Below are 22,158 nucleotides of genomic sequence, written 5' to 3'. Positions count from 1 at the left end.
AAGGAGTCGGCGACGACCATCCTCTCCCTGCGCACGGTCTTCCCATGATGACGTCAGCCGTGACGTCGCCCTTTGAGGAGACCTGCATGAGCACTGCCCCGACAACACAAGACCCGCAAGCCACCAACGCCGCCGAGTCACCGCTCGCCTCGCAGCCTGAGTCTGCCCCCAAGGCACGCGCGCGCGCCGTTCGCAAGGATGGCAGCCGCCACCTCGCCAGCGAAGCACAAGTCGACGCCGCCGCCATCGCGCCGCTGAGCGGCTCGCGCAAGATCTATATCGAAGGCTCCCGTCCGGACATCCGCGTGCCGATGCGCGAGATCGTCTGCTCTCCGACCCAGACCTCCAGCGGTCTGGAAGAGAACCCGCCGATCGTCGTCTACGATACCTCCGGCCCCTACACCGACCCGGCGGTCGAGATCGATATTCGCCGGGGTCTGGCACCGCTGCGCGAAAAGTGGATCGAGGAACGCGGTGATACCGAACAGCTCAATCAGCTGAGCAGTGAATATGGCCGCGTGCGCCAGGCCGACCTGCGCCTGTCGTCACTGCGCTTCGAGCTGGACCATCGCCCGCGTCGTGCCCTGCCGGGCAAGAATGTCACCCAGCTGCACTATGCGCGCCAGGGCATCATCACGCCGGAGATGGAATACATCGCGATTCGCGAGAATCAGCGTCGTATCGCGCTGCGTGAGGAATATCAGGGCAGCGAAGCCGTCGAGAGCATTCTGGGCCACCAGCACCCGGGCCACAGCTTCGGCGCCAACCTGCCCGACGAGATCACCGCCGAATTCGTGCGTGAGGAAGTCGCACGCGGCCGCGCCATCATTCCCGCCAACATCAATCACCCGGAAAGCGAGCCGATGATCATCGGCCGCAACTTCCTGGTGAAGGTCAACGGCAACCTGGGCAACTCGGCGGTCACCTCCTCCATCGAGGAAGAGGTCGACAAGATGACCTGGGCGATCCGCTGGGGTTCCGACACCGTGATGGACCTCTCGACCGGCGCCAACATCCACGAGACCCGTGAATGGATTCTGCGCAACTCTCCCGTGCCCATCGGCACGGTGCCGATCTATCAGGCGCTGGAGAAGGTCGATGGCGTGGCCGAGAACCTCGATTGGGAGATCTTCCGCGACACGCTGATCGAGCAGGCCGAACAAGGCGTCGACTACTTCACCATCCACGCCGGCGTCCTGCTGCGCTATGTGCCGCTGACTGCCAGTCGCGTGACCGGCATCGTCTCGCGCGGCGGCTCGATCATGGCCAAGTGGTGTCTGGCGCATCACGAGGAAAGCTTCCTCTATCGCCACTTCGAGGACATCTGCGAAATCTGCAAGGCCTACGACATCAGCCTGTCGCTGGGCGATGGCCTGCGCCCGGGCTCGGTGGCCGATGCCAACGACGCCGCCCAGTTCGGTGAGCTCGAGACGCTCGGCGAGCTGACGAAGATCGCCTGGCAGCACGATGTCCAGGTCATGATCGAAGGTCCGGGTCACGTGCCGATGCACCTGATCAAGGAGAACATGGACAAGCAGCTCAGCGAGTGTGACGAGGCGCCCTTCTATACCCTCGGTCCGCTGACCACCGACATCGCCCCGGGTTACGACCACATCACCTCCGGCATCGGTGCCGCGATGATCGGCTGGTTCGGCTGCGCCATGCTCTGCTACGTGACCCCCAAGGAGCACCTGGGCCTGCCCAACAAGGACGACGTCAAGACCGGCATCATCACCTACAAGATCGCCGCGCATGCCGCCGATCTGGCCAAGGGCCATCCAGGCGCGCAACGTCGTGACAATGCGCTCTCCAAGGCACGCTTCGAATTCCGCTGGGAAGACCAGTTCAATCTGGGCCTGGACCCGGACACCGCGCGCAGCTTCCACGACGAGACGCTGCCCAAGGACTCGGCCAAGGTCGCCCACTTCTGCTCCATGTGCGGGCCGAAGTTCTGCTCGATGAAGATCACCCAGGAAGTGCGTGATTACGCCAATGAGCATGGCCTGACCGGCGATGCCGACAGCGTGATGGCCGGCATGCAGGAGCAGGCAGACAAGTTCAAGCGTGAAGGCAGCCAGCTCTATCAGGAGGTCTAGTCAAGCGCCTGACGGCGCACAGGGAAGCTGACTTGCCAAGCGACACAAAAAACGCCCCGACCAGTGATGGTCGGGGCGTTTTCGTCACATCCTGCCAAACGCTCATGACATCTCATGAGCGTGACAGAAGGCTCACGTACGGCTGGTGACTTCCAGCAGGTGATAACCGAACTGGGTCTTCACCGGGCCCTGCACGGTGTTGATCGGGGCGCTGAACACGACTTCGTCGAATTCCTTGACCATCATGCCCGGGCCGAAGGCACCCAGGTCGCCGCCACTGCGGCCGGACGGGCAGGAGGAGTGCTCGCGAGCGGCATCAGCGAAATCGCGGCCGTTCTCGATTTCGGTCTTGAGAGCTGCACACTGTTCTTCGCTGGAAACGAGAATATGACGCGCTGTGGCCTGTGCCATGTCTATCACCTGTCACTGATCGAATAAATGCCGTCGGCAATCACCGGCGGCGTGGCAGGTCATTGTGGCCCAAGGCAGCGCTCGCCGCTAGCGTCCTGCACAGACCCGGCGCTGATACTGGATGGCATCGAGATCATTGCTGCCGAGCAGTGCCGCCGTGGCAGCGTTGCATTCCGCCTCAGCCAAGTCATCGGCAGCGGAGGTTTCCGCCCACTGGATGTTGCCGACACTGGGCCGGTAACTGACCGCAGCGTTGCATGCCATGCGCCGCGTACTGTTGTAACGCTGCGAAGGCAGAGTCGGAGGGTTGCTGGTCATTTCCCGGCACGTCGAGGCAAACATCTCGCTGGCTGCCTGACTGCAACGGGTATGGGCCATGGCATTCTGGCGCTTGTTGGCACACACCGAGTCATTGAGAACACGCCAATGCAGGGTATCGAAATCGATCACCTGCCCTTGATAGCGGGTCTCGACATGCTCGCGCTGAAGCCCTGCTGTCGTCGTCAGATGCGAGGCGACACCCTCACCGAATTGCCCACTCAAGCCCGAGACCGCATCCATTAACGCTGCCAATGCCGCACTGACAGAATTCATCACACACTCCTTGTGTTGATGCCTCCCGGCATACGCCGCCGGGGAGCCTTGCTCGATCATCAATGACCGTCACTTATGGTGACATGACCTGATAGCGCTGACTCATGACGAGACTGATAACGCCGACTGACAGCACCGGCGCACTCCCAGCGACATTACCCGTACACCGTCATCATTGCCTTAACGCTCAAGGGGAGGGTGCCAACGCTCCCCTTTCCAGCAACGAGTAATCAGATTCAGTACCCCAGACACGCGAACGCCCACCCGGAAGACCGGGTGGGCGTTGGGGACGCTCGCCTGAGAGCGTCGGCAGCAGTCGCTTACTTGGCGACTTTCTGCATAGCCTCGGAGGCGGACTTGGCGTTGCTTTCTGCCAGTTCCTGACCTTTCTTGGCGTATTCCTGGTTCAGCTCGACCACTTTCTGGGTGTCGTTCTGCAGCTTCTCGCCCAGAGACTTCACGGTTTCCTGCTGCTCCTTGACGAAGTTCTTCAGACCTTCACTGTCCTTGATCTCGAGCATGGAACGCGCCTGGGTCAGGGAAGCATCAGCATAGGACTTGGTCAGTTCCATCTGTGCGCCGATCAGCTTCTCGCTGTAATCGATGCTCAGGGCGCTGAACGCACGCAGCGGAGACAGGAACATATCGTCGAACTGCTGAGCGGACTTCTCGAAGTTGGCATTGAACATGTAGGCACCCTCCAGGGTATTGGCATCACGCTGAAATGAACCGGAGCCTTGCTCCGTTCGATTATCAGGATTGAACCGGGCTGGTGCACCGTAGTGACCGAGCCATCATTGTCAAGCCGTCACTATCAAGCCGTCACGGTCAGATAGTGCTATCGACCAGGTTCCATCCTCGCTGCAACGCAGCATAAGACAGTCTTTGTTGCACCGCAACATCAAAAACACTGCAACGACTGGCCTGTACGCCCTGGTTGATGCAGTCGCTTGATTGCACTGGAGAAAAACAATCAGAAACCAGAAAGAAAATTGACGCCCTGAGCTCCCGTCACGCCATGCACCGCGCCCTTGAGCGCCAGACTGGCGCCATAGGCCTGGGGCACAGGACCGGAGTCAAATACAACGCCGTGCTACTGCCTTACTGGGCTGAGGCGTCGCGACAGCGTTTGCAGAGCAGGCGCCCGCCCAGCGCACGTGCCTGTTCTGACTGGCGACAGAAGTCGACACTCTGGGAGGAAAGCCACCGCCGACAGCCCTGGCAGCGCGGCAAGCCTTCCTCATCCTGCGACCGGGCAGAAGACACGCCCTGCTGATTGCCGGGCGCAGTACCCTGTTGCTCGCCTGCCCCTTGCCGGCTCGCGGAGCCTTCCTGGCTGCCCTGCCCCGGATCCTGGTGCCCGGGCTGCCAATGTGCAGCCTGCAGCCCTCGGCCCCCGAAACCACACTGTCGCTTCAGAGCAGCCGTGGATGTCACGCCACGCTGGACCGCCAGCGTCGTGTCGTCCGACGCCCCCTCCATGTCATCGGACTCTGCCGCCATGACAGCGCTTTCGCCTGAGGTCCGCGACTGCCCTTCAGGCGATAGAGGCGGTTGCCATAGATAGGCCAGCGTGGACACCGGAGTGGCACCACCGCCCTCCGGCGAGCGTGTGTCAGCGGCCAGGCCCAGCTCCGCCACCCAATCGGTATTGGGGGCCACATGCCGGGTCGCGATGGCGCGCCCCAGCTGGCGCAGGCGGCGTTGATCGAGGCGATGGGTAAAACTGCGCAGCCGAGTCACGTAAGCGGTCTTGCTGCTTACCTGCAGGCACTGACGCTTGAGGCGCGCGAAGGACAGCAGCGCACGACTGTCGACGATGTCTTCCGGCGGGCGACTGACCTGAGCCGCATCAGCCACCACGATGCGATAGCGCAATTGCGGCTGCAGCGTCATCCCAAGACGCACAGGCAACAACGAGGAGGCCTCCAGCCATTGCACGATGGCGCGACTGCGCTCAGGAATCGTCTGCAAGGGACAAGGCGTCACGGCGTGCGCCATGACGCCATCTTCGTCCGCGGGAACCTCGCCCTCCTGCGCGACTCGCCCATCATGAGCCAACAGCTCACCGAAGGGGGTGATCGAGAGCGTCAGATCAAAACAGGAGGCGTCCAGCACCCAGACCTGCATGAGGCTGTTGATCAGCAGGTGATCGATCTCGATCACGCCCTCTGCCTGGGCCAGCCTCACATCATGCAGCACGACCCAATCATCCCGCGTCCCCAACAAGGTATCCAGCTGGCTTGCCAGCGCACGGCGACGAGCCTGACGGGCACGTATCGCGCGCAGCGCCTCCAGCACCTTGTGGCGCTCGGGCGCGGCAAGCGCAGCATCCTGCGCCAGCACCTCGAGCACCAGCAGGTCATATTCCCGTGAATCACAGTCCTTGATCAGCATGGGCGCCTCTGAATTAGAGCATTCATATATAACTCAGTGTAGTGCTCTATTCGCAATCTTTCTTGCCTCGGACTTCGCGGAAAAATCCGCCAGCGGATAGCAGTGACGGAGACTGAGGATCATCACTCCTGCCCTGGTCGGGGAGCGGGCTCCCGGTAGGGCAACATTGCCGTCACCTGCTGACGCGCCTTGCTGAGCCAGCGCGCCTCCTCCTCGACCGCCTCTGCCACCGCCTCCTGAAGCCCGGGATGCATCAGCCAATGCAGCGACCCGGTGGCATACGCCGCGAAACCGCGGCTGATCTTGTGCTCCCCCTGAGTGCCGGGGTCGAAGCGCTTGAGCCCTCGCTGTAGACAGAATTCGAGCCCCTGGTAATAGCAGACCTCGAAGTGCAGGCAGTCGGCATGCACTTCGCTGCCCCACCAACGACCATACAGGCAATCATTGCCGATCAGACACAAGGCTGCCGCTACCGGCGTGCCCTGCTCATCACGCGCCTGCACCAGCAGCAACCGCTCGGGCATGCTGCGCCTGAGCTGCTGGAAGAAATCGAGCGGCAGATAAGGCCGCTGCCCGCGCTCGAGATAGGTCATGCAGTAGCAGCGGTAGAAGGCCTCGATATCATCAGAGCCAATCTGCGCCCCCTCGAGCCTTGCCAGCGTGAAGCCTTGCTCGGCGACCTTGCGCCGCTCGCGACGGATCTCCTTGCGCCGTTTGGAGCGCAGACTCTCAAGCCAGGTGGCAAAGTCCGGCTCGCCGCGTGACTGCCAGTGATATTGCATCCCGGGACGCGAAATCAGCTCCGGAATCGCCGCCTGCCAGTCTTGCCGCTCCTCTGCCGAGACAAACAGCAGATGAAACCCGCTGTGCTCATAGCGACGCAGCGCGCTACCCGGCTCAGCCGCGGGCGCGATGCCGGCCTTGAGATGCGGCCACAACCACTCAAGCAAGGCACGCCGGGCGGCGGGCGACGTCAACTGCGGCGAGGTGACAAGGCGTGGGCCGTCGCTGGGAGTGAACGGTACGGCAGTCAACTGCTTGGGGTAATAGCGCCCACCGGCCTGCTCCAGGGCCTCCGCCCATTGCTGGTCGAACACATATTCGCCACGCGAGTGCAGCTTGAGATAGCGCAGCAGCCCCGCCAGCAAGCGACCTTCAGCATCTCGCACCACCAGATGGGCAGGGTGCCAACCACTGGCGGCGCTGGCCGCACCGCAGCTTTCCAGCGCGCTCAGATAGGCATGCTGCAGAAAGGGATATCCATCGCCTGCCAGCGCATTCCATTCACTGGCGGTGACGGCATCGAGGGAACCCAGCACCTCCAGACGCCAGCCCTGTTTCTCTGCGGCATCTGCGGTGCTCGCAGCCTGCTGCTGGTCTGGCGCCGCCCCTGTCACCGCCTGAGCTGCCTCATCCTCTGCCTGCCATCGCCCTGTCACCGTACTCTCCTCATGGTCTTGCCATGCCCACCGCTGGTGCAGACATGCCGCATATCCCAGGACATGCTAGTGTGTCGTCATGATGCAGGACAACGAGACCCACATGACAGAGACTCCCACGCCGCCCGACGACACGTCCACGAGCGGCACACAGACCCGGGGGAGCGCTCAAGAGTCCTCCCAAGGGCCCTATGCGCCAACCCCGCCCGCGCAGGACACTCATGCCAGCACGAATCTCATGGCAGTAGCCGCCTTCGCCCTGAGCGTGCTCGGCTGCCTGCTCGCACCTGCGGCTCTTGGTGGCGTCGTGTGTGGCCACATCGCGCGCAGCCAGATCCGCTGCAGTGGCGAAGCCGGTGACAGCTGGGCCCTGGCCGGTCTGATTCTCGGCTACTTGCTGATCGCCCTGTCGCTGGCCGGCCTGCTGATGTTCGGCGGCATGATGCTGACCATGTTCGGCATCATGGCCTTCAGCACCTGACCTGCGCCTGGGCACTCCGGCTTGAACGTGCAGCGCGCCTGCACGGATAATGCGCCGACATTGCTTCCCCGTGCCAGCGGGACATGCCTGCCTCTCGCAGCGCCTGCCCTGCCAGCGATTCCGGTTCCCCCGAGCCGCCTTGATACTGAGCGAGCCTCGATGTTGTACTCGATTCTCGATAATGATTTCTACAAGTTCACCATGCAGAACGCCGTGGTGAAGCTGTTTCCGTATGCGCGCGCTCGCTACGCCTTCATCAACCGTGGCGAGCATTCGTTCCCGCCGGGGTTCGGCGAGGCCTTGCGCATGGCGGTGGACAGCATGGCCGAACTGGCATTGAGCGTGGAAGAGAAATCCTTCCTCGAGCTTCACTGCCCCTTCCTGGACCCGACCTATCGCGACTTCCTGGCGGGCTTCCGCTTCGATCCCTCCGAAATCACCATCACCCAGACCGGTGATGAGCTGGAGGTGCATATCGAAGGCTACTGGTATCGCACCATCCTGTGGGAAGTCCCGCTGATGGCGATGATCAGCGAGCTCTGGTATCAGCTGGGCGGAGATCAACGCGACAGCGATCAGGCCCTGCGCGACAGCACCCTGGCCAAGATCGAGCACTACAAGCGACTCGGCATCCGCGTGGCGGAATTCGGTACTCGTCGTCGGCACTCCTACGATGTGCACGACAAGGTGGTCGCGGGCCTCAAGGACCACGGCCGTGGCTGCTTCATCGGCACCAGCAACGTGCACATGGCGCAGCGCCACGGCATCAAGCCGATCGGCACGCACGCCCATGAGTGGTTCATGTTTCATGCCGCGCGCTTCGGCTTCAAGATGGCCAACATCCTGGCGCTGGAGAACTGGGTCAAGGTCTATCGCGGTGACCTGGGGATCGCCCTGTCTGACACCTTCACCAGCCAGGCCTTCTTCAAGAGCTTCGACAAGAAGTTCGCCAAGCTGTTTGACGGCGTGCGCCACGACAGTGGTGATCCCATCGAGTTCGCCGAGACCACCATCCGTCACTATGAGTCGCTGGGGATCGACCCCAAGACCAAGACCATCGTGTTCTCCGATGGTCTGGACACCGACAAGGTCGATCGCATCGTGCGCTACTGCGCCGGGCGTATCGGCATGTCATTCGGCATCGGTACCAACTTCACCAATGATGTCGGCCCGCAGCCGATGAAAATGGTGATCAAGATGACCGAAGCCCGCCCCGAGGGTCAGGAGTGGGTGCCGGTGATAAAGCTGTCGGATGTCTCGAGCAAACACACCGGCGACCCCGACATGATTCGTCTGGCGCACCAGGTGCTGTCGCTCAAGGAGCTGGATTGAGGCGCGCGCTCAGCGATCGCTGAACGCCCTGCCATGGCCTCCTGCCAGAGATCTTGAAACAGGCTGATGAAACAGCCTCTGGAAAAGCCCCATGAAAAAGCCCGCCCGGAAACTTCCCGGGCGGGCTTTTTCATGTCGATCACCTTCAGCACCGGTGACGGCGGCTCAGGTCTCGACGTCTCAGGTCTTGCAGCTCAGGTCTTGCAGCTCAGGTCTTGCAGCTCAGGCCTTGCAGCTCAGGTCTTGCAGCTCAGGCCTTGCAGCTCAGGTCTTGCAGCTCAGGCCTTGCAGCTCAGGTCTTGCAGCTCAGGCCTTGCAGCTCAGGCCTTGACGCATCAGGTCTTGACGGATTTCTTCGGTGTCTTGAAGACCTCATTGAAGAGGTTGAGCATGACCTGCCACGAAGCCGAATCCGCGGCCGCGTCATAGCCCAGCGGCAGATCGTACCTGGCCGCCTTGGCATCCGACTCCGGATTGGTGAAGGCGTGCCTGGCGCCCGGATACTGGATCAACGTGGTGCGCGTCTCGAGTGACTGGAAGGTCGCGACCAGCTTGTCGAGATCCTCCTGCGGCACCAGCGTATCTGCCGCGCCATTCTGGATCACGACCCGGCCGGCAAACGGCTCGGGCTCCGTCACGGCAATCGACGGGCTGCCATGGAAGCTGACGACCGCCTTGAGCGGCGCTCCGGTCAGCGCCATGTTGAGCACCACGGCACCGCCGAAACAGTAGCCGATCGCCGCCATGCGCTCGCCATCGACCTCCGGACGTGAGCGCAGCACCGCCAGCGCCGAATTGAAGCTGGATTCGGCCTTCGGCCAGTCACTCATCACCGCAGAGGAGAAGGCACCGGCTTCCTTGGGGTGCTCGGCCGTGCGCCCACCGCCATACATGTCGACGGCCATGACCACGTAGCCCAGTCCTGCCAACTGTTCGGCGCGCTTGCGGGCGTAGCTGTTCAAGCCCCACCACTCATGCACCAGCAGGATGCCGGGTCGGCGCCCCTGCGCCTTGGCATCGCGTGCTATCAGGCCTACGTGCTCCTCACCATTGGCTCGATAGGTCACCGTCTCCGTCACCACCTGCGGCCCCTCGAGACGATTGACCAGCGGTGCATCCTCGGCGGCCATGGCCTGTCCGGCGGAAAATACCGACTGCGCAAACAACAAGGTGCCAGCGCACCAGCCACGTAACATTCGCATCGCCCACTCCTTGTATGACGTGATCCACTTGCATGACGCGATCCACAACCCGAGACATCGGCTGCAGGTGTGTCCGGTTGATCACCGGCGTTGACTCAATTGTCCTCGTTCAAGGACTGCGATGCCAGCACCACCCGATCGCGACCACTGCGCTTGGCACTGTAGAGCGCCATATCGGCACGGTGCAGGTAGCCATCCCGGGTCTCCCCCGGCTGGGGTGTCGCTACTCCCATGCTGATGGTGCAGCGCAGTGTCAACGACTTGAAGCGCACCTCCAGCGCCGCGATCTGCTGTCGCAGGCGCTCGGCCATTCCGACACCGGTGGCGGTACCGGCATCGGTGAGCAGGACGGCAAACTCCTCGCCGCCAAGGCGCGCAAAGCAGTCATCGCGCCGCAGTTGGGCACGACATGTCTCGCCAAGACTGATCAGCACCTGATCACCCGCCGCATGGCCGTGAGTGTCATTGACACGCTTGAAGTGGTCGATATCAAACAGGATCAACGCCATCTGCTCCCGCGATGACGAGCTCAGCAGGGTATCGAGCGTGTCGAGGAAGCTGGCTCGCGTCATGGCGCCCGTCATGGCGTCCGTCATCGCCTCATGCTCACGGCGCTGTTCGACCAGCTTGCGCTCATGAATGTTGCGTGACACCGACAGCACGCGCTGATAACGCCCGGTGACGGGGTCCATCGAGGGCGTCGAGATCGACTCGAACCACAGCGTATGCCCGGCCTTGTGCTGGATCCTGAAGTCGATTCGGAATACCTCGCCGAGACAGGCGGCACGATGGACCTCCTGCGCGATGCGCATCATGTCATCGGGGTGGATCAGCTGCTTGATCTCCTGGCCGATGATCTCCTGAGGGCGATAGCCGCAGAGCTTTTCCACCGAGGGGCTGATGTACTGGCAGATGCCGTGGGAGTCCTCGATGCTGACCAGATCGCTGACGGAGTTGAGGATGAAGCGATAGCGCTCCTCGCTCTGGCGCAGCTCATCCTCGATACGGTAACGGGCGGTGGCATCGTCGCAATAACCATTCCAGATCACGCCGCCCTCGGGGGAGTCGATCATCTGCGGCAGCCCGACACAAGCCAGCCTGCGTTCCTGACCATCCGGATGCTGATAGCGTATCTCCGCCTCCCAGGGCGATTGCTGCCGGGCACTGGTCTGCAGTGACACGAGCAGCTGCTCTCTCTCGTGACCCGCGATGCGCGTCAACAGCAGCATGGGGTCGTCGATGACGGCCTGCGGGTCGAGCCCCAGCACTTGCGAGGCGACAGGTGATAGGTAGGTATAACGCAGCTCGCCCTCCTGGCTCAGGCGGCACTGGAAGAGGACGCCGCGCATCTGCTGGACAAGGTTGTCCAATTGGCGCCGATGCGCTTCGCGCTGGGTGACGTCACTGAGCTTGCCGAGCACGGCGGTGACCTCTCCCGCCGGAGAGTAGCTCAGCTGCATGTCATCCTGGAGATAGCGCTTGCGCCCATCCACATGCACGAAGGCGTAACACAGACTCAGACGACCATGGCGCTCCCGCACGGCCTCACCGAAGCGCTGCTGGCAGGTGGTTAGCTCATCCGGCACCAGCCGGGCCTGCCAGAGGCCCGGGCTTGCCATCAGCAGATCATGTGAAAGCCCGGTGAGCGCCTCGCTGCCTGCCGACAGATACTCCAATTCCTCTGGCGGCCATTCACCACCGGTCGCGTAGTGCGCGCCGGGCGTCTCATCCACCCGCCGCGCCAGACGCTGCTGTTGATCGACCACATGTTCGAGACGTTGATGTACCTGCGTGATGTCGCGCGCCATCACGGCCACCTGACGCCCCTCGTCGGCGAGTGAGCGCCCCAGACTGACCATCTGCACGGACAACCTGGATTCCCCCCGCGGCAGCGACAGGCTGATATCGCATTGCCAGGGGTCGGCTCTCTCCAGGCTACGCAGGACATGTGGAAGGTAGAGATACTCAAGCGAGAGGCGGGAATGTGCACAGGCCGCGTCGTGATAGAGGTGCCAGGCCGGGTTGGCATGACTGATCACCAGTCTTTCATCCTTGAGCAACAGGATCGCCATCGGGTCACGACTGCGCACCATCATCAGACGATAGGCACGTTCCAGCTGCTGCTCCTGCTCATTGGCCTTGTCACGCTGCGTGATATCCGTCACTCGACCACACAGCGGATGCCCAACGCCGGAACTCCACAGACATTCCTCGAGCAACAACAGCTGCCCACTGCGGTCGCGCATGCGATACGTCGTGCGCTCGACCTGCCCCATCGAGGCGCGAAAGTCACTCAACCGCTGCCGGTCGGCGGTGATCACCAGCGAAAGCCAGAGCTCCGGCTGCTTGAGAAAATCCCGCACCGTATATCCCAGCAGGCGTTCCGCCGCTGCATTCATGGCAATCAGGCGCTGACCATCAGCACTGAGCGTGAACAACACATCTGCCACGACAGCATAATGATGCTGCAGCAAACGACTATCCGCGAATGATTCAGCCAACGTGAAACCCCTTTTCTGTCATGCAGCTTGCCCAAGAATGCCCTATCCATGACGCTGGCAGCCAGCAGCACCCCCAACGCTTGGTTGCGCGAAGATCCGGGCAGATGACGGCTTATGAACGACTGCGACCTTTCCTTCTTGCGTCTGACTATCACTCTTATCGGCAGCGGACGCGCAATGTTGTGGGCGAATATCACGCAAGCGGCGCCCAAGGGGAAAACTCATGCATGCAAAAAGCCCGAAGCATAAGCTTCGGGCTTTTTGGGGACTCACCTTGATCAGACCTGCCCTTGAGCGGAGCTGGCATGGGAAAGATCTAGCCTTGCGCGGAACGCGGCATGGCATCGTCGATGAGCGCAGAAGAAGACGGGCGGGAAGACGCAGCACGAGAGGTCACCGGTTCGGAGCCTGACGGCGAGGCATCAGGTGTTCCGCTGCGGCCTTCGTTGCTTTCGCCAGCCGGCTGGGCAGTCGCGCGCGAGGCCTTGCGCTTGTGACGCCGCGATTGCCTGCTGTCCTTGTCCTGCCGGGCCGAAGGCGCCTTGACCGGCAGCCGCGCTCGCAGGTGCTCGAGAAGCGCGCGAAAATCATCCGGCTCCATGCCGATGCGCTCCGCTGCGGCACTTTCCTGCCATAGCACATAGATCGCCGGCTGCTCACGCCCCAGGTCCATACCCACGACCTTGCCCTCGCGCTGGGTACGCGGGTCACGCAAGGTAGCACCGATCAATTCATGAGCTTCGCGGATGGCATCGTGCATCTGAGACAGCCTGCTGTGGAAGTCGAGATAACTGCCGGAGAGTGTGCGGCAGTGTGGCAATACCTTCCCTGAATTGCGCACAACAATGGATCACTCACAGGCCATATGACCGCCTGCATGATTTGACGTTGTCATGACCTGGCTCACCGATGGACGCAAGGCCAACAGATGCGAAGTGTAACACACCGCCACAGTTTCGCTAATTTCACTCGACCGTGCATTACGATGACGACATGTTGCCCACCTTTCTCGACGTATCAGCGCACGTTTCACACCACCTGAACCAATCCTGTCGCGATCGTGCTCAGAAAAGTTGCCATAAGACCACGCCACTGACGCAAGGCAACGACACCTTGCGCCCTGGAGCAGCTCTAGCACTTTCATGGTGCGCAAAAAAAACCTCTCCCATTGGGAGAGGTTCAAGAATGGATGACGCGATGTCATTCCGAGCAGCATCGAAGCCGGTCTTGGCGCCAACCCTGACCGACCACCGATTCAAAGGGGACGAATGGCATTGCCTTGTCCGTGGAGCCTTAGCGCGACGCGAGAACCCTCGGGCCACTCGTCCTCACCTGTTGGGAGCCTGCCCTGCTGTCTTGCCGACAGACTGACAGCCCCCCCGAATTCTTGCTGCCCCGTGTGGCCTTGTCGTTTGATCGTTCATGGATCAAGGGCCGCGCGGGGCTCATCAAGCGGTTACTTGGCGGCTTGCATCGCCAGCGCAGTGTCAAGCATACGGTTGGAGAAGCCCCACTCGTTGTCGTACCACGCCATGACCTTGACCAGGCGATCTTCGCTGACGCGAGTGTGATTGCTGTCGAAGGTGGAAGAGTGTGCATCGTGGTTGAAGTCGATGGACACCAGCGGCAGCTCGTTGACGGCCAGCACGCTGGAACCTTCGGCGGCCTTGGCCACGATGGCGTTGATCTCTTCGATGGAGGTATCACGCGACGCGGTGAAGGTCAGATCGACCAGTGACACGTTGATCACCGGCACGCGGATCGCCAGACCATCAAGCTTGCCGTTCAGTTCCGGCAGCACCAGACCCACTGCCGCAGCGGCACCGGTCTTGGTCGGGATCATGGAATGGGTCGCGCTGCGGGCACGGTACGGGTCGGAGTGGTAGACATCCGACAGGTTCTGATCGTTGGTGTAGGCGTGAATGGTGGTCATCAGGCCATTCTCGATGCCGACTTCATCATTCAGCGCCTTGGCGACCGGCGCCAGGCAGTTGGTGGTGCAGGACGCGTTGGAGACGACCTGATGCTCAGCCTTCAGCACATCTTCGTTGACGCCGAACACGACGGTCGCATCGGCATCGCCGCTCGGCGCGGAAATCAGCACACGCTTGGCGCCGGCTTCGATGTGCTTGGCAGCGGCAGCACGCTTGGTGAACAGACCGGTGCATTCCATCACCAGGTCGATGCCCAGGCTGGACCACGGCAGCTGGGCCGGGTCACGCTCAGCCAGGATGCGGATCTTGTCGTCACCGACGAACAGATTCTCCTCGTCGTGCGAGACGGTTTCGGCGAAACGGCCGTGGACGGTATCGCGGCTCAGCAGGTGAGCGTTGAGCTTCGGATCACCCAGATCGTTGATGGCGACGACCTGGATACGATCGTTGTACTGACCTTCATACAGCGCACGCAGCACGTTGCGACCGATGCGACCAAAACCATTGATGGCGACGCGTAATGTCATGACTCAACTCCTGTGGCGTATGGCGGGTGCAGGACCAGACCTGATCGAAGAACGCTAGCTTGCAATACGTTCCATGAAATTATCCTACACGCTTTTCCCATAATTTGGCCGAAAGTCGTCCAGTCTTCAAGCAGTTTTTTTGTTAAATTTACCGAATATTCCGAACAAAACCGTTTCTCGAGCGCCATGACACGCTACTGTAGGCTACCCCGGCAACCCAACGACACGACACGGGTGATGCGAGAGGCTTTACACCGCCATCACCACTGGATAGCGTCGCCGGGTAGCAGCACGCCCACACAGCGGGAAACGCTTTCTTTCGCCAGCCTCGGCGCCCTGCGCCGCCTGATACATGAGGTAAGAGCATGTCAGTCAACCAGACCGTAGAGCACGTGACCCAGCGCATCATCGACCGCTCCCGCGAACGCCGCGCCGCCTATGAGCAGTTGATGGAAAGCCAGCAGCGCCGCGGCGTGCACCGCTCCGAGCTCTCCTGTGGCAACCTGGCGCACGGCTTTGCCGCCTGTGGCGAGACCGACAAGAATCGTCTCAAGCTGATGAACTCGGCCAACCTGGGCATTATTTCGTCATATAACGACATGTTGTCCGCCCACCAGCCCTTCGAGGACTATCCGCGCATCATCAAGGAAGCCGTCCAGGCGATGGGCTCCACCGCCCAGTTCGCCGGCGGCGTGCCCGCGATGTGCGATGGCGTGACCCAGGGCCAGCCGGGCATGGAGCTGTCGCTGTTCTCGCGTGACCTGATCGCCATGGCCGCTGCTGTCGGCCTGTCGCACAACATGTTCGATGGCGCGCTGTTCCTCGGCGTGTGCGACAAGATCGTCCCGGGCCTGTTCATCGCCGCCGCGCGCTTCGGCCACCTGCCGACGCTGTTCGTGCCGGCCGGCCCGATGCCCTCCGGCCTGCCCAACAACGAGAAGGCGCGTGTCCGCCAGCTGTTCGCCGAAGGCAAGGTCGGTCGCGATGCGCTGCTGGAAGCCGAGTCCGCGTCCTACCACAGCCCGGGCACCTGCACCTTCTATGGCACCGCCAACTCCAACCAGCTGATGGTCGAGCTGATGGGCCTGCACCTGCCGGGCGCGTCCTTCGTCAATCCGGGCACCCCGCTGCGCGACGCCCTGACGCGTCACGCTGCCGAGCAGACCATCCGCAACAGTGAAGTCGGCGGCGATTACCGTCCCTTCTATCGCCAGATCGATGCCCGCGCCATCGTCAATGCCATGGTCGGCCTGCTGGCCTCCGGCGGCTCCACCAACCACACCCTGCACCTGGTCGCGATGGCCGGCGCTGCGGGCGTGACCATCACCTGGGATGACTTCACCGAGCTATCCGCGGTGGTGCCGAGCCTGACGCGCATCTACCCGAACGGCCAGGCCGACATCAATCACTTCCAGGCGGCCGGCGGCATGAGCTTCCTGATCCGTGAACTGCTCAAGGCGGGTCTACTCCACGACATCCCCACCCAGGACGGCGGCACCCTGGCCGGCTATGTCCGCGAGCCCTTCCTCGAGAACGGCAAGCTGGTCTGGAAGGACGGCCCCACCGACAGCCTCGACGAAGATGTGCTGCGTCCGGTGGCCAACCCCTTCGCCCCGACAGGCGGCCTGACCGTGCTGGACGGCAACCTTGGCCGCGGCGTGATCAAGGTCTCTGCCGTCAAGGAAGCGCATCGTCTCGTCGAGGCACCGGTGAAGCTGTTCAGCGATCAGGATGAGCTCAAGGCCGCCTTCGAAGCCGGCGAGCTGGAGCAGGACATGGTCGCCGTGGTGCGCTACCAGGGCCCGCGCGCCAACGGCATGCCGGAACTGCACAAGCTGACGCCCTACCTCGGCATCCTGCAGGACCGCGGCTTCAAGGTCGCACTGGTGACGGATGGCCGCATGTCCGGCGCCTCGGGCAAGGTCCCGGCCGCCATCCACATGACGCCGGAAGCGCTCGATGGCGGCCCGCTGGCACGCCTGCGCGAAGGTGACGTGGTCCGTCTGGACGCCAATGCCGGCACCCTCACGGCGCTGGTAGATGAAGCCGAATGGGCCGAGCGCGAGGCCGCGACCATCACTCGCGACAGCTACCATCACGGCCTGGGCCGCGAGCTGTTCTCCGGCATGCGTTCACTGGTCGGCGGCGCCGAGGAAGGCGCTTCCAGCTTTGCTGGCTACGGCGACCTGCCGGGCAGCGGCCACGACCTGATGTGATGGGCACACCCTGTCACTCTCCTGAGGCACTGACGCAAAGGAAGGATGCCGGACGATGACCCGCAACACCTCCCATCGCCTTGCTCTGGTAGGCGATATCGGTGGCACCAATGCCCGGCTGGCACTTGTCCAGTCGGGCAGCCACACCCTGCAGCACATCCAGACGCTCGCCTGCGCCGAGCATGCCGGACTCGAGGAGGCCATCCAGGCCTACTATCGGATGCTGGGCCTGTCAGAGGCCGAGCAACCCGTCGAGGCCTGCCTGGCCTTCGCCTGCCCCGTGCATGATGAACGCGTCAGCATGACCAACAATCACTGGACGTTTCTCAAGCGCGAGGTGCGCGAATCATTGAGGCTCGAGCGCTTCAAGTGCCTCAATGATTTCACCGCCATGGCGCTGGGCGTGCCACACATCGCGGCCAGCGAACGCCTGGCCATCGGTGAGGAGCTCACCGAAGGTAGTGGCGATGCGGCCTCGCCACGCCTGGTGATCGGCCCCGGCACCGGGCTGGGTGTCGCGGGGCTGGTACGCGGCACGCACAACTGGATTCCGCTCGCGACCGAAGGGGGGCATGCAAGCTTCGCCCCCACCGACGAGATCGAGGATGGCCTGCTCGGCATCTTCCGACGTCGCCATGGTCGCGTCTCGGTGGAGCGCCTGCTGTGTGGCCAGGGCATGCTCGAGATCTATCAGGCCCTGGGCGAGCTTCGCGGCATGGCGACGCCTCTCGACAGTGCCGCCAGCGTCAGCCAGGCCGCCCATGCGGCGGCAGTGCAAGATGAAGCCTCCATCAGGAGCGAGGCACTGGCACTCGAGGCGGTGATGCGCTTCATGAAGATTCTTGGTGCGGTGGCCGGCGATGCAGCCCTGACACTGGGGGCACGCGGCGGTGTCTATCTGTGCGGTGGCGTGCTGCCGCGCAATTTGGATCTGCTGATGCGCAGCGATTTCCGCCACGCCTTCACCGACAAGAATCGTCTGAGCCGTTACAATGCCGCGATACCCACCTGGGTGGTGACCGCGCCGTGGACCGGCCTGCTGGGCGCCGCCGAGGCTCTGCACAATGAAGAGGTGACATGATGCATTGTCACCTCCTGAACCATCGAGGTAGCTCGAGATGATCCCCGAAAGTCTGCGCGAACTGATCGCCGACACCGCTGGCCAACGCACTGTCGAATGGCAGGGCCGCTCGCTGTTGATCCTCAACCAGGCGTGGGGCGAGCTGGTGGTCTGCCACCAGGGGGCTCAGGTGCTGCACTATCAGCCGACGGGCGATTCTCCCTGGCTGTGGGTGACGGAAACGCCCGCCTCCCTGCCGGGCAGCATTCGCGGCGGCATTCCGCTGTGCTGGCCCTGGTTCGCGGATGAGTTCCCCGAAGGCGAAAGCGAACTGCACGGCCCCGCTCGCAAGGCCGACTGGCGCATCGATGCGGTGGACGAGGAAGAGGAAGGCGTCGAGATCCATGCCTCACCGGTCTCAGCGCTGCATGCCGCCCTCTCTCCGCGTGTGGTGATCTTTGCCAGCCGCCGCTTCCTCAAGGTCGAGCTGATCACGGAAAACCGTGGCGACGCCCCCGTCAAGATGACCGGCGCGCTGCATACCTACTTCGCAGTGCCGAATGCCTTCGCGTGTCGTGTCACCGGTCTGGCCGGCGCCAGCTACCTGGACAAGCGCCAGGACTTCTCGCGCTTCGACCAGCAGGGCGAACTGGGCGTGCGCGGCCCGCTGGACCGCATCTACCAGACCAGCCAGGTTCAGGTGCTCGAGGACGGCAAGCGTCAGCTGCGCATCGCCAAGCAGGGCTCTGACTCCACGGTGGTCTGGCATCCCGGTGACGCGCCGCCGGCCGACACCAGCGTCGAGAATGCGCGCAGCTTCCTGTGTGTCGAGACCGCCTGCACGCGTCTCGATCCGGTCTGGCTGCCGCCGGGCGCTCAGCATCTGCTGGCTCAGCACATCTCACCGCTGAGCGGTGATGAGGCAAGCGGCGTGTGAATGACAGCCGGCCACGTGGCTCACGGCGTGGCCGGCACCTTGCGCACCTTGTCGACCAACCGAGAGCGCTTTGCGCCTGAATCGTGTCATCGACATGACTCGCGGCTGACAGTGACTCTCGCCTAGCCTACAAGCGTGCGTCGGGCCGCCACAGAATGCGACCCGCCCCGATGAACTTCCACAACCCATACGATGGACACTTCCATGCTGCAATTGACCCGTAGTGTTTCCTGGCAGGCGCTGACCCGGCTGGGCGAGGTGACCCGCAACGACCGCATCCGCGATTACTTCGCGGCGGATCCCAAGCGCTTCGAGAAGATGAGCCTGCGCGTGGGCGGCCTGTTTCTCGACTACTCCAAGCACCACATCTCCGATGAGGTGATGGAGGCGCTGGTCGAACTGGCTGAGCACTCTGCACTCGTTCAACGTCGCGCGCAGATGTTCTCCGGCGACATCATCAACGTCACCGAGAACCGCCCGGTACTGCACACTGCGCTACGCAGCCAGACCAACACGCCGGTCATCGTCGATGGCAAGGACGTGATGCCGGAAATCCACAAGACGCGCGAGCAGATCCGCGCCTTCTCGGAAGCCGTGCGCAGCGGTGAGTGGAAAGGCTTCGACGGCCAGCGGATTCGCGACGTGGTCAACATCGGCATCGGTGGCTCTGATCTGGGCCCCAACATGGCCTGCCGAGCGCTGCTCAAGCATCGCCACCCGGAAATCAATTTCCACTTCGTCTCCAACGTGGATGGCAACCACATCCAGAAGGTGCTCAAGCGCCTGGATCCGGCCACCACGCTGTTCATCGTCTCCACCAAGACCTTCTCCACCCAGGAAACCCTGCTCAACGCCAAGACGGCGCGCCGCTGGTTCCTGGAGCACGCCGGCGAAGATGCCGACGTCGGTGCCCACTTCGTCGCGGCTTCCACCAACCGCAAGGCGGCCAAGGAATTCGGCATTCGCGAAGAGAACGTCTTCGAATTCTGGGCCTGGGTTGGCGGTCGCTACTCCATGTGGTCTTCCATCGGCCTGCCCATTGCCCTGTCCATCGGCTACGAAGGCTTCATGGAGCTGCTGGAAGGCGCCCACGAGATGGACCAGCACTTCATCAATGCACCGATGGCCGAGAACATGCCGGTCCTGATGGCGCTGATCGGCATCTGGTACATCAACTTCATGGGCGCCGAGACCCAGGCCATCGTGCCTTACGACCAGGCCCTGCATCAGCTGCCCGCCTTCCTGCAGCAGCTGGATATGGAATCCAACGGCAAGTCGGTCGACATCTTCGGCCGTCCGGTGGACTACAAGACCGGCCCGATCGTCTGGGGCGAGACCGGCTCCAACGGTCAGCATGCCTTCTTCCAGCTGCTGCACCAGGGCACCCGCTACGTGCCCATCGACTTCATCGCCTCGCTGAAGCCGGAGCCGGGTACCGAAGAGCACCACTTCGCGCTGATCACCAACATGCTGGCCCAGGCCAATGCCTTCATGGAAGGCAGCCAGGATGGCAGCAACCTCGATCCGCACTACAATTGCCCGGGCAACCGCCCGTCGAGCACCCTGCTGCTGGATGAGATGACCCCGCGCAATCTCGGCGCACTGATCGCCCTCTACGAGCACAAGGTCTTCGTGCAGGGCGTGATCTGGAACATCAACTCCTTCGACCAGTGGGGCGTGCAGCTCGGCAAGCGCATCGCCGGGGAGATCAGTGCGCGCATCGATACCGACGTGAAGGCCTTCGATCCGTCCACCCAGGGCCTGCTGGCACTGGTCCGCGAGCACTTCCCTGCCGGTGGCGCCACCCAGGCGGATGACAGCAACGACAAGCCGGGCAAGAAAGCCAAAGGCTCCACGACGACCACTCGCAAGGAAACCTCCTCCTGATGACTCCGGTAATCGCGTTCGGCGAAGCGCTCGTCGACATGCTCTCCAACAAGCTCGGCGGCCAGGCCGTCGAACAGGAAACCTTCACGCCCTACGCGGGCGGCGCACCGGCCAACGTCGCGGTTGCCTGTGCCCGCCTCGGCCTGCCGAGCCACTTCGTCGGCATGCTGGGTCAGGACAGCTTCGGTGACTTCCTGCACGACGAACTGAGCGCTCATGGCGTGCAGATGGAACACGTCAAGCGCACCAGCCATGCGCGTACCGCGCTCGCCTTCGTGTCTCGCGATGAAGAGGGTGAACGCCGCTTCGACTTCTATCGTCCGCCGGCCGCCGACCTGCTGTTCCGTCCGGAGCACGCCGGGCCTGAGCTGTTCGCGACTCCCGCCATCTTCCACCTGTGCAGCAACAGCCTGACCGATGCCGGCATCGCGGACACCAGCTTCGTGCTGGCATCACGCGCACGTGCGGCAGGCTCTCTGGTCAGCGTGGATGCCAATCTGCGTCACAACCTGTGGCCGAACCAGCAGGTCGATGTGACCCTGGTCACGCGCCTGCTGGACAACGCCGACATCCTCAAGCTGTCCCAGGAAGAGGTCGAGGCCCTGACCGGCAGTCAGCCGCAGACCGACTGGCTCGAAGCGCGTCTGAAAGCCGGTGTGCGCCTGATCGTGCTCACCGATGGCCCGGGCGTGATCCGTGCCCTGGTGCGCAAGCAGAGCGGTGATATCGAGACCGTCAGCATCACGCCGCCCACCGTCAAGGCGGTCGATACCACCGCCGGTGGCGACGCCTTCATCGGGGGCTTCCTGTCAGCGCTCAGCGAAGCCGGCATCCATGCCGACAACCTGAGCGACTGGTGCGAAGACGAGAGTCATCTCAACGCCGCACTGGAGCGTGCTGCGGCCTGCGGCGCCTTCGCCGTGACTCGCCCGGGTGCCTATGCTGCACTGCCCAAGCGTGAAGACCTCGACGCCATGAAATGATGGCCGGACAATAACGCTGACGAATAACAGACAAGCGTTATCATTTTCCCAGAAAGCACATGATAAAAGCCCCCTTGATCAGCAGATCAAAGGGGCTTTTTCGTGGTCATGACGCTCATGTTTGTGCACTGACTACCCTCCCTTCATCGAACGAGGAGTCA

General features: G+C 62.7%; 17 protein-coding genes. 8 read left to right on the top strand and 9 right to left on the bottom strand.

Going from position 1 to position 22,158, the window contains the following annotated elements; genetic code table 11:
• Positions 1 to 86 precede the first annotated feature (86 nt).
• On the top strand, positions 87 to 2,096 hold the full coding sequence (gene thiC / locus MKZ40_RS02065; protein WP_175088511.1) for a phosphomethylpyrimidine synthase ThiC: 2,010 nt from the start codon (positions 87 to 89) through the stop codon (positions 2,094 to 2,096).
• 132 nt (positions 2,097 to 2,228) lie between these two features.
• Here the strand turns inward: thiC and MKZ40_RS02060 are convergent, their stop codons facing one another.
• The 5 genes from MKZ40_RS02060 to MKZ40_RS02040 form a co-directional block, all read right to left on the bottom strand.
• On the bottom strand, positions 2,229 to 2,507 hold the full coding sequence (locus MKZ40_RS02060; protein ID WP_043331408.1) for a peptidylprolyl isomerase: 279 nt from the start codon (positions 2,505 to 2,507) through the stop codon (positions 2,229 to 2,231).
• A gap of 87 nt (positions 2,508 to 2,594) precedes the next feature.
• On the bottom strand, positions 2,595 to 3,101 hold the full coding sequence (locus MKZ40_RS02055) for a hypothetical protein (RefSeq protein WP_153636380.1): 507 nt from the start codon (positions 3,099 to 3,101) through the stop codon (positions 2,595 to 2,597).
• A 320-nt stretch (positions 3,102 to 3,421) separates the two neighbouring features.
• Positions 3,422 to 3,790, bottom strand: coding sequence for a phasin family protein (locus MKZ40_RS02050; RefSeq protein ID WP_175088510.1), 369 nt, complete (start codon positions 3,788 to 3,790; stop codon positions 3,422 to 3,424).
• 412 nt (positions 3,791 to 4,202) lie between these two features.
• A complete protein-coding gene (locus MKZ40_RS02045) occupies positions 4,203 to 5,498 on the bottom strand; it encodes a nuclease-related domain-containing protein (protein WP_175088509.1) in 1,296 nt (431 codons plus the stop codon).
• 122 nt (positions 5,499 to 5,620) lie between these two features.
• A complete protein-coding gene (locus MKZ40_RS02040) occupies positions 5,621 to 6,937 on the bottom strand; it encodes a GNAT family N-acetyltransferase (RefSeq protein WP_282627758.1) in 1,317 nt (438 codons plus the stop codon).
• Between the two features lie 238 nt (positions 6,938 to 7,175).
• Here MKZ40_RS02040 and MKZ40_RS02035 point away from each other — a divergent pair, with 238 nt between their 5' ends.
• On the top strand, positions 7,176 to 7,418 hold the full coding sequence (locus MKZ40_RS02035) for a DUF4190 domain-containing protein (RefSeq protein ID WP_175088508.1): 243 nt from the start codon (positions 7,176 to 7,178) through the stop codon (positions 7,416 to 7,418).
• Positions 7,419 to 7,577: 159 nt separating this feature from the next.
• Complete coding sequence (gene pncB, locus MKZ40_RS02030; RefSeq protein WP_175088507.1) at positions 7,578 to 8,750, top strand: nicotinate phosphoribosyltransferase; 1,173 nt, start codon at positions 7,578 to 7,580, stop codon at positions 8,748 to 8,750.
• A gap of 335 nt (positions 8,751 to 9,085) precedes the next feature.
• On the opposite strand, the gene MKZ40_RS02025 is transcribed toward pncB, so the two are convergent.
• From MKZ40_RS02025 to gap, 4 genes are all read right to left on the bottom strand, one after another.
• A complete protein-coding gene (locus MKZ40_RS02025) occupies positions 9,086 to 9,952 on the bottom strand; it encodes a dienelactone hydrolase family protein (protein ID WP_254626978.1) in 867 nt (288 codons plus the stop codon).
• Between the two features lie 95 nt (positions 9,953 to 10,047).
• A complete protein-coding gene (locus MKZ40_RS02020; protein WP_175088506.1) occupies positions 10,048 to 12,453 on the bottom strand; it encodes a PAS domain-containing protein in 2,406 nt (801 codons plus the stop codon).
• A 316-nt stretch (positions 12,454 to 12,769) separates the two neighbouring features.
• Positions 12,770 to 13,213 (bottom strand): hypothetical protein, encoded by a 444-nt coding sequence (locus MKZ40_RS02015; RefSeq protein WP_175088505.1) that lies wholly within the window; start codon positions 13,211 to 13,213, stop codon positions 12,770 to 12,772.
• Between the two features lie 696 nt (positions 13,214 to 13,909).
• Positions 13,910 to 14,914, bottom strand: coding sequence for a type I glyceraldehyde-3-phosphate dehydrogenase (gene gap, locus MKZ40_RS02010; RefSeq protein ID WP_175088504.1), 1,005 nt, complete (start codon positions 14,912 to 14,914; stop codon positions 13,910 to 13,912).
• A gap of 365 nt (positions 14,915 to 15,279) precedes the next feature.
• On the opposite strand from gap, the gene edd reads away from it, so the two are divergent.
• From edd to MKZ40_RS01985, 5 genes are all read left to right on the top strand, one after another.
• Positions 15,280 to 17,130 carry a phosphogluconate dehydratase gene (gene edd, locus MKZ40_RS02005; RefSeq protein ID WP_175088503.1) on the top strand — a complete coding sequence of 617 codons (1,851 nt, stop codon included), beginning with the start codon at positions 15,280 to 15,282 and terminating at the stop codon, positions 17,128 to 17,130.
• Between the two features lie 55 nt (positions 17,131 to 17,185).
• Positions 17,186 to 18,211 carry a glucokinase gene (glk, locus tag MKZ40_RS02000; RefSeq protein WP_175088502.1) on the top strand — a complete coding sequence of 342 codons (1,026 nt, stop codon included), beginning with the start codon at positions 17,186 to 17,188 and terminating at the stop codon, positions 18,209 to 18,211.
• 37 nt (positions 18,212 to 18,248) lie between these two features.
• Positions 18,249 to 19,127 (top strand): D-hexose-6-phosphate mutarotase, encoded by an 879-nt coding sequence (locus tag MKZ40_RS01995; RefSeq protein WP_175088501.1) that lies wholly within the window; start codon positions 18,249 to 18,251, stop codon positions 19,125 to 19,127.
• Positions 19,128 to 19,331: 204 nt separating this feature from the next.
• On the top strand, positions 19,332 to 21,014 hold the full coding sequence (gene pgi, locus MKZ40_RS01990) for a glucose-6-phosphate isomerase (protein ID WP_175088500.1): 1,683 nt from the start codon (positions 19,332 to 19,334) through the stop codon (positions 21,012 to 21,014).
• Entirely contained in the window at positions 21,014 to 21,997 is a 984-nt protein-coding gene (locus MKZ40_RS01985) for a carbohydrate kinase (RefSeq protein WP_175088499.1), read from the top strand. The genes pgi and MKZ40_RS01985 overlap by 1 nt, the downstream gene beginning before the upstream one ends.
• Positions 21,998 to 22,158 lie beyond the last annotated feature (161 nt).

The sequence above is a fragment of the Cobetia sp. BMC6 genome (assembly GCF_029991385.1).
Classification (GTDB): domain Bacteria; phylum Pseudomonadota; class Gammaproteobacteria; order Pseudomonadales; family Halomonadaceae; genus Cobetia.
The sequence above is the reverse complement of the archived record's forward strand: the minus strand, read 5'-3'. Positions and strand labels throughout refer to the sequence as shown.

Coding starts and splice junctions, on each gene's coding strand:
- gap (WP_175088504.1), bottom strand. CDS start 14,914: ATGACATTACGCGTCGCCATCAATGGTTTTGGTCGCATCGGTCGCAAC.
- pncB (WP_175088507.1), top strand. CDS start 7,578: ATGTTGTACTCGATTCTCGATAATGATTTCTACAAGTTCACCATGCAG.
- edd (WP_175088503.1), top strand. CDS start 15,280: ATGTCAGTCAACCAGACCGTAGAGCACGTGACCCAGCGCATCATCGAC.
- MKZ40_RS02035 (WP_175088508.1), top strand. CDS start 7,176: ATGGCAGTAGCCGCCTTCGCCCTGAGCGTGCTCGGCTGCCTGCTCGCA.
- MKZ40_RS02045 (WP_175088509.1), bottom strand. CDS start 5,498: ATGCTGATCAAGGACTGTGATTCACGGGAATATGACCTGCTGGTGCTC.
- MKZ40_RS01985 (WP_175088499.1), top strand. CDS start 21,014: ATGACTCCGGTAATCGCGTTCGGCGAAGCGCTCGTCGACATGCTCTCC.
- MKZ40_RS02060 (WP_043331408.1), bottom strand. CDS start 2,507: ATGGCACAGGCCACAGCGCGTCATATTCTCGTTTCCAGCGAAGAACAG.
- pgi (WP_175088500.1), top strand. CDS start 19,332: ATGCTGCAATTGACCCGTAGTGTTTCCTGGCAGGCGCTGACCCGGCTG.
- MKZ40_RS02025 (WP_254626978.1), bottom strand. CDS start 9,952: ATGCGAATGTTACGTGGCTGGTGCGCTGGCACCTTGTTGTTTGCGCAG.
- MKZ40_RS02055 (WP_153636380.1), bottom strand. CDS start 3,101: ATGAATTCTGTCAGTGCGGCATTGGCAGCGTTAATGGATGCGGTCTCG.
- MKZ40_RS02015 (WP_175088505.1), bottom strand. CDS start 13,213: ATGCACGATGCCATCCGCGAAGCTCATGAATTGATCGGTGCTACCTTG.
- thiC (WP_175088511.1), top strand. CDS start 87: ATGAGCACTGCCCCGACAACACAAGACCCGCAAGCCACCAACGCCGCC.
- glk (WP_175088502.1), top strand. CDS start 17,186: ATGACCCGCAACACCTCCCATCGCCTTGCTCTGGTAGGCGATATCGGT.
- MKZ40_RS01995 (WP_175088501.1), top strand. CDS start 18,249: ATGATCCCCGAAAGTCTGCGCGAACTGATCGCCGACACCGCTGGCCAA.
- MKZ40_RS02050 (WP_175088510.1), bottom strand. CDS start 3,790: ATGTTCAATGCCAACTTCGAGAAGTCCGCTCAGCAGTTCGACGATATG.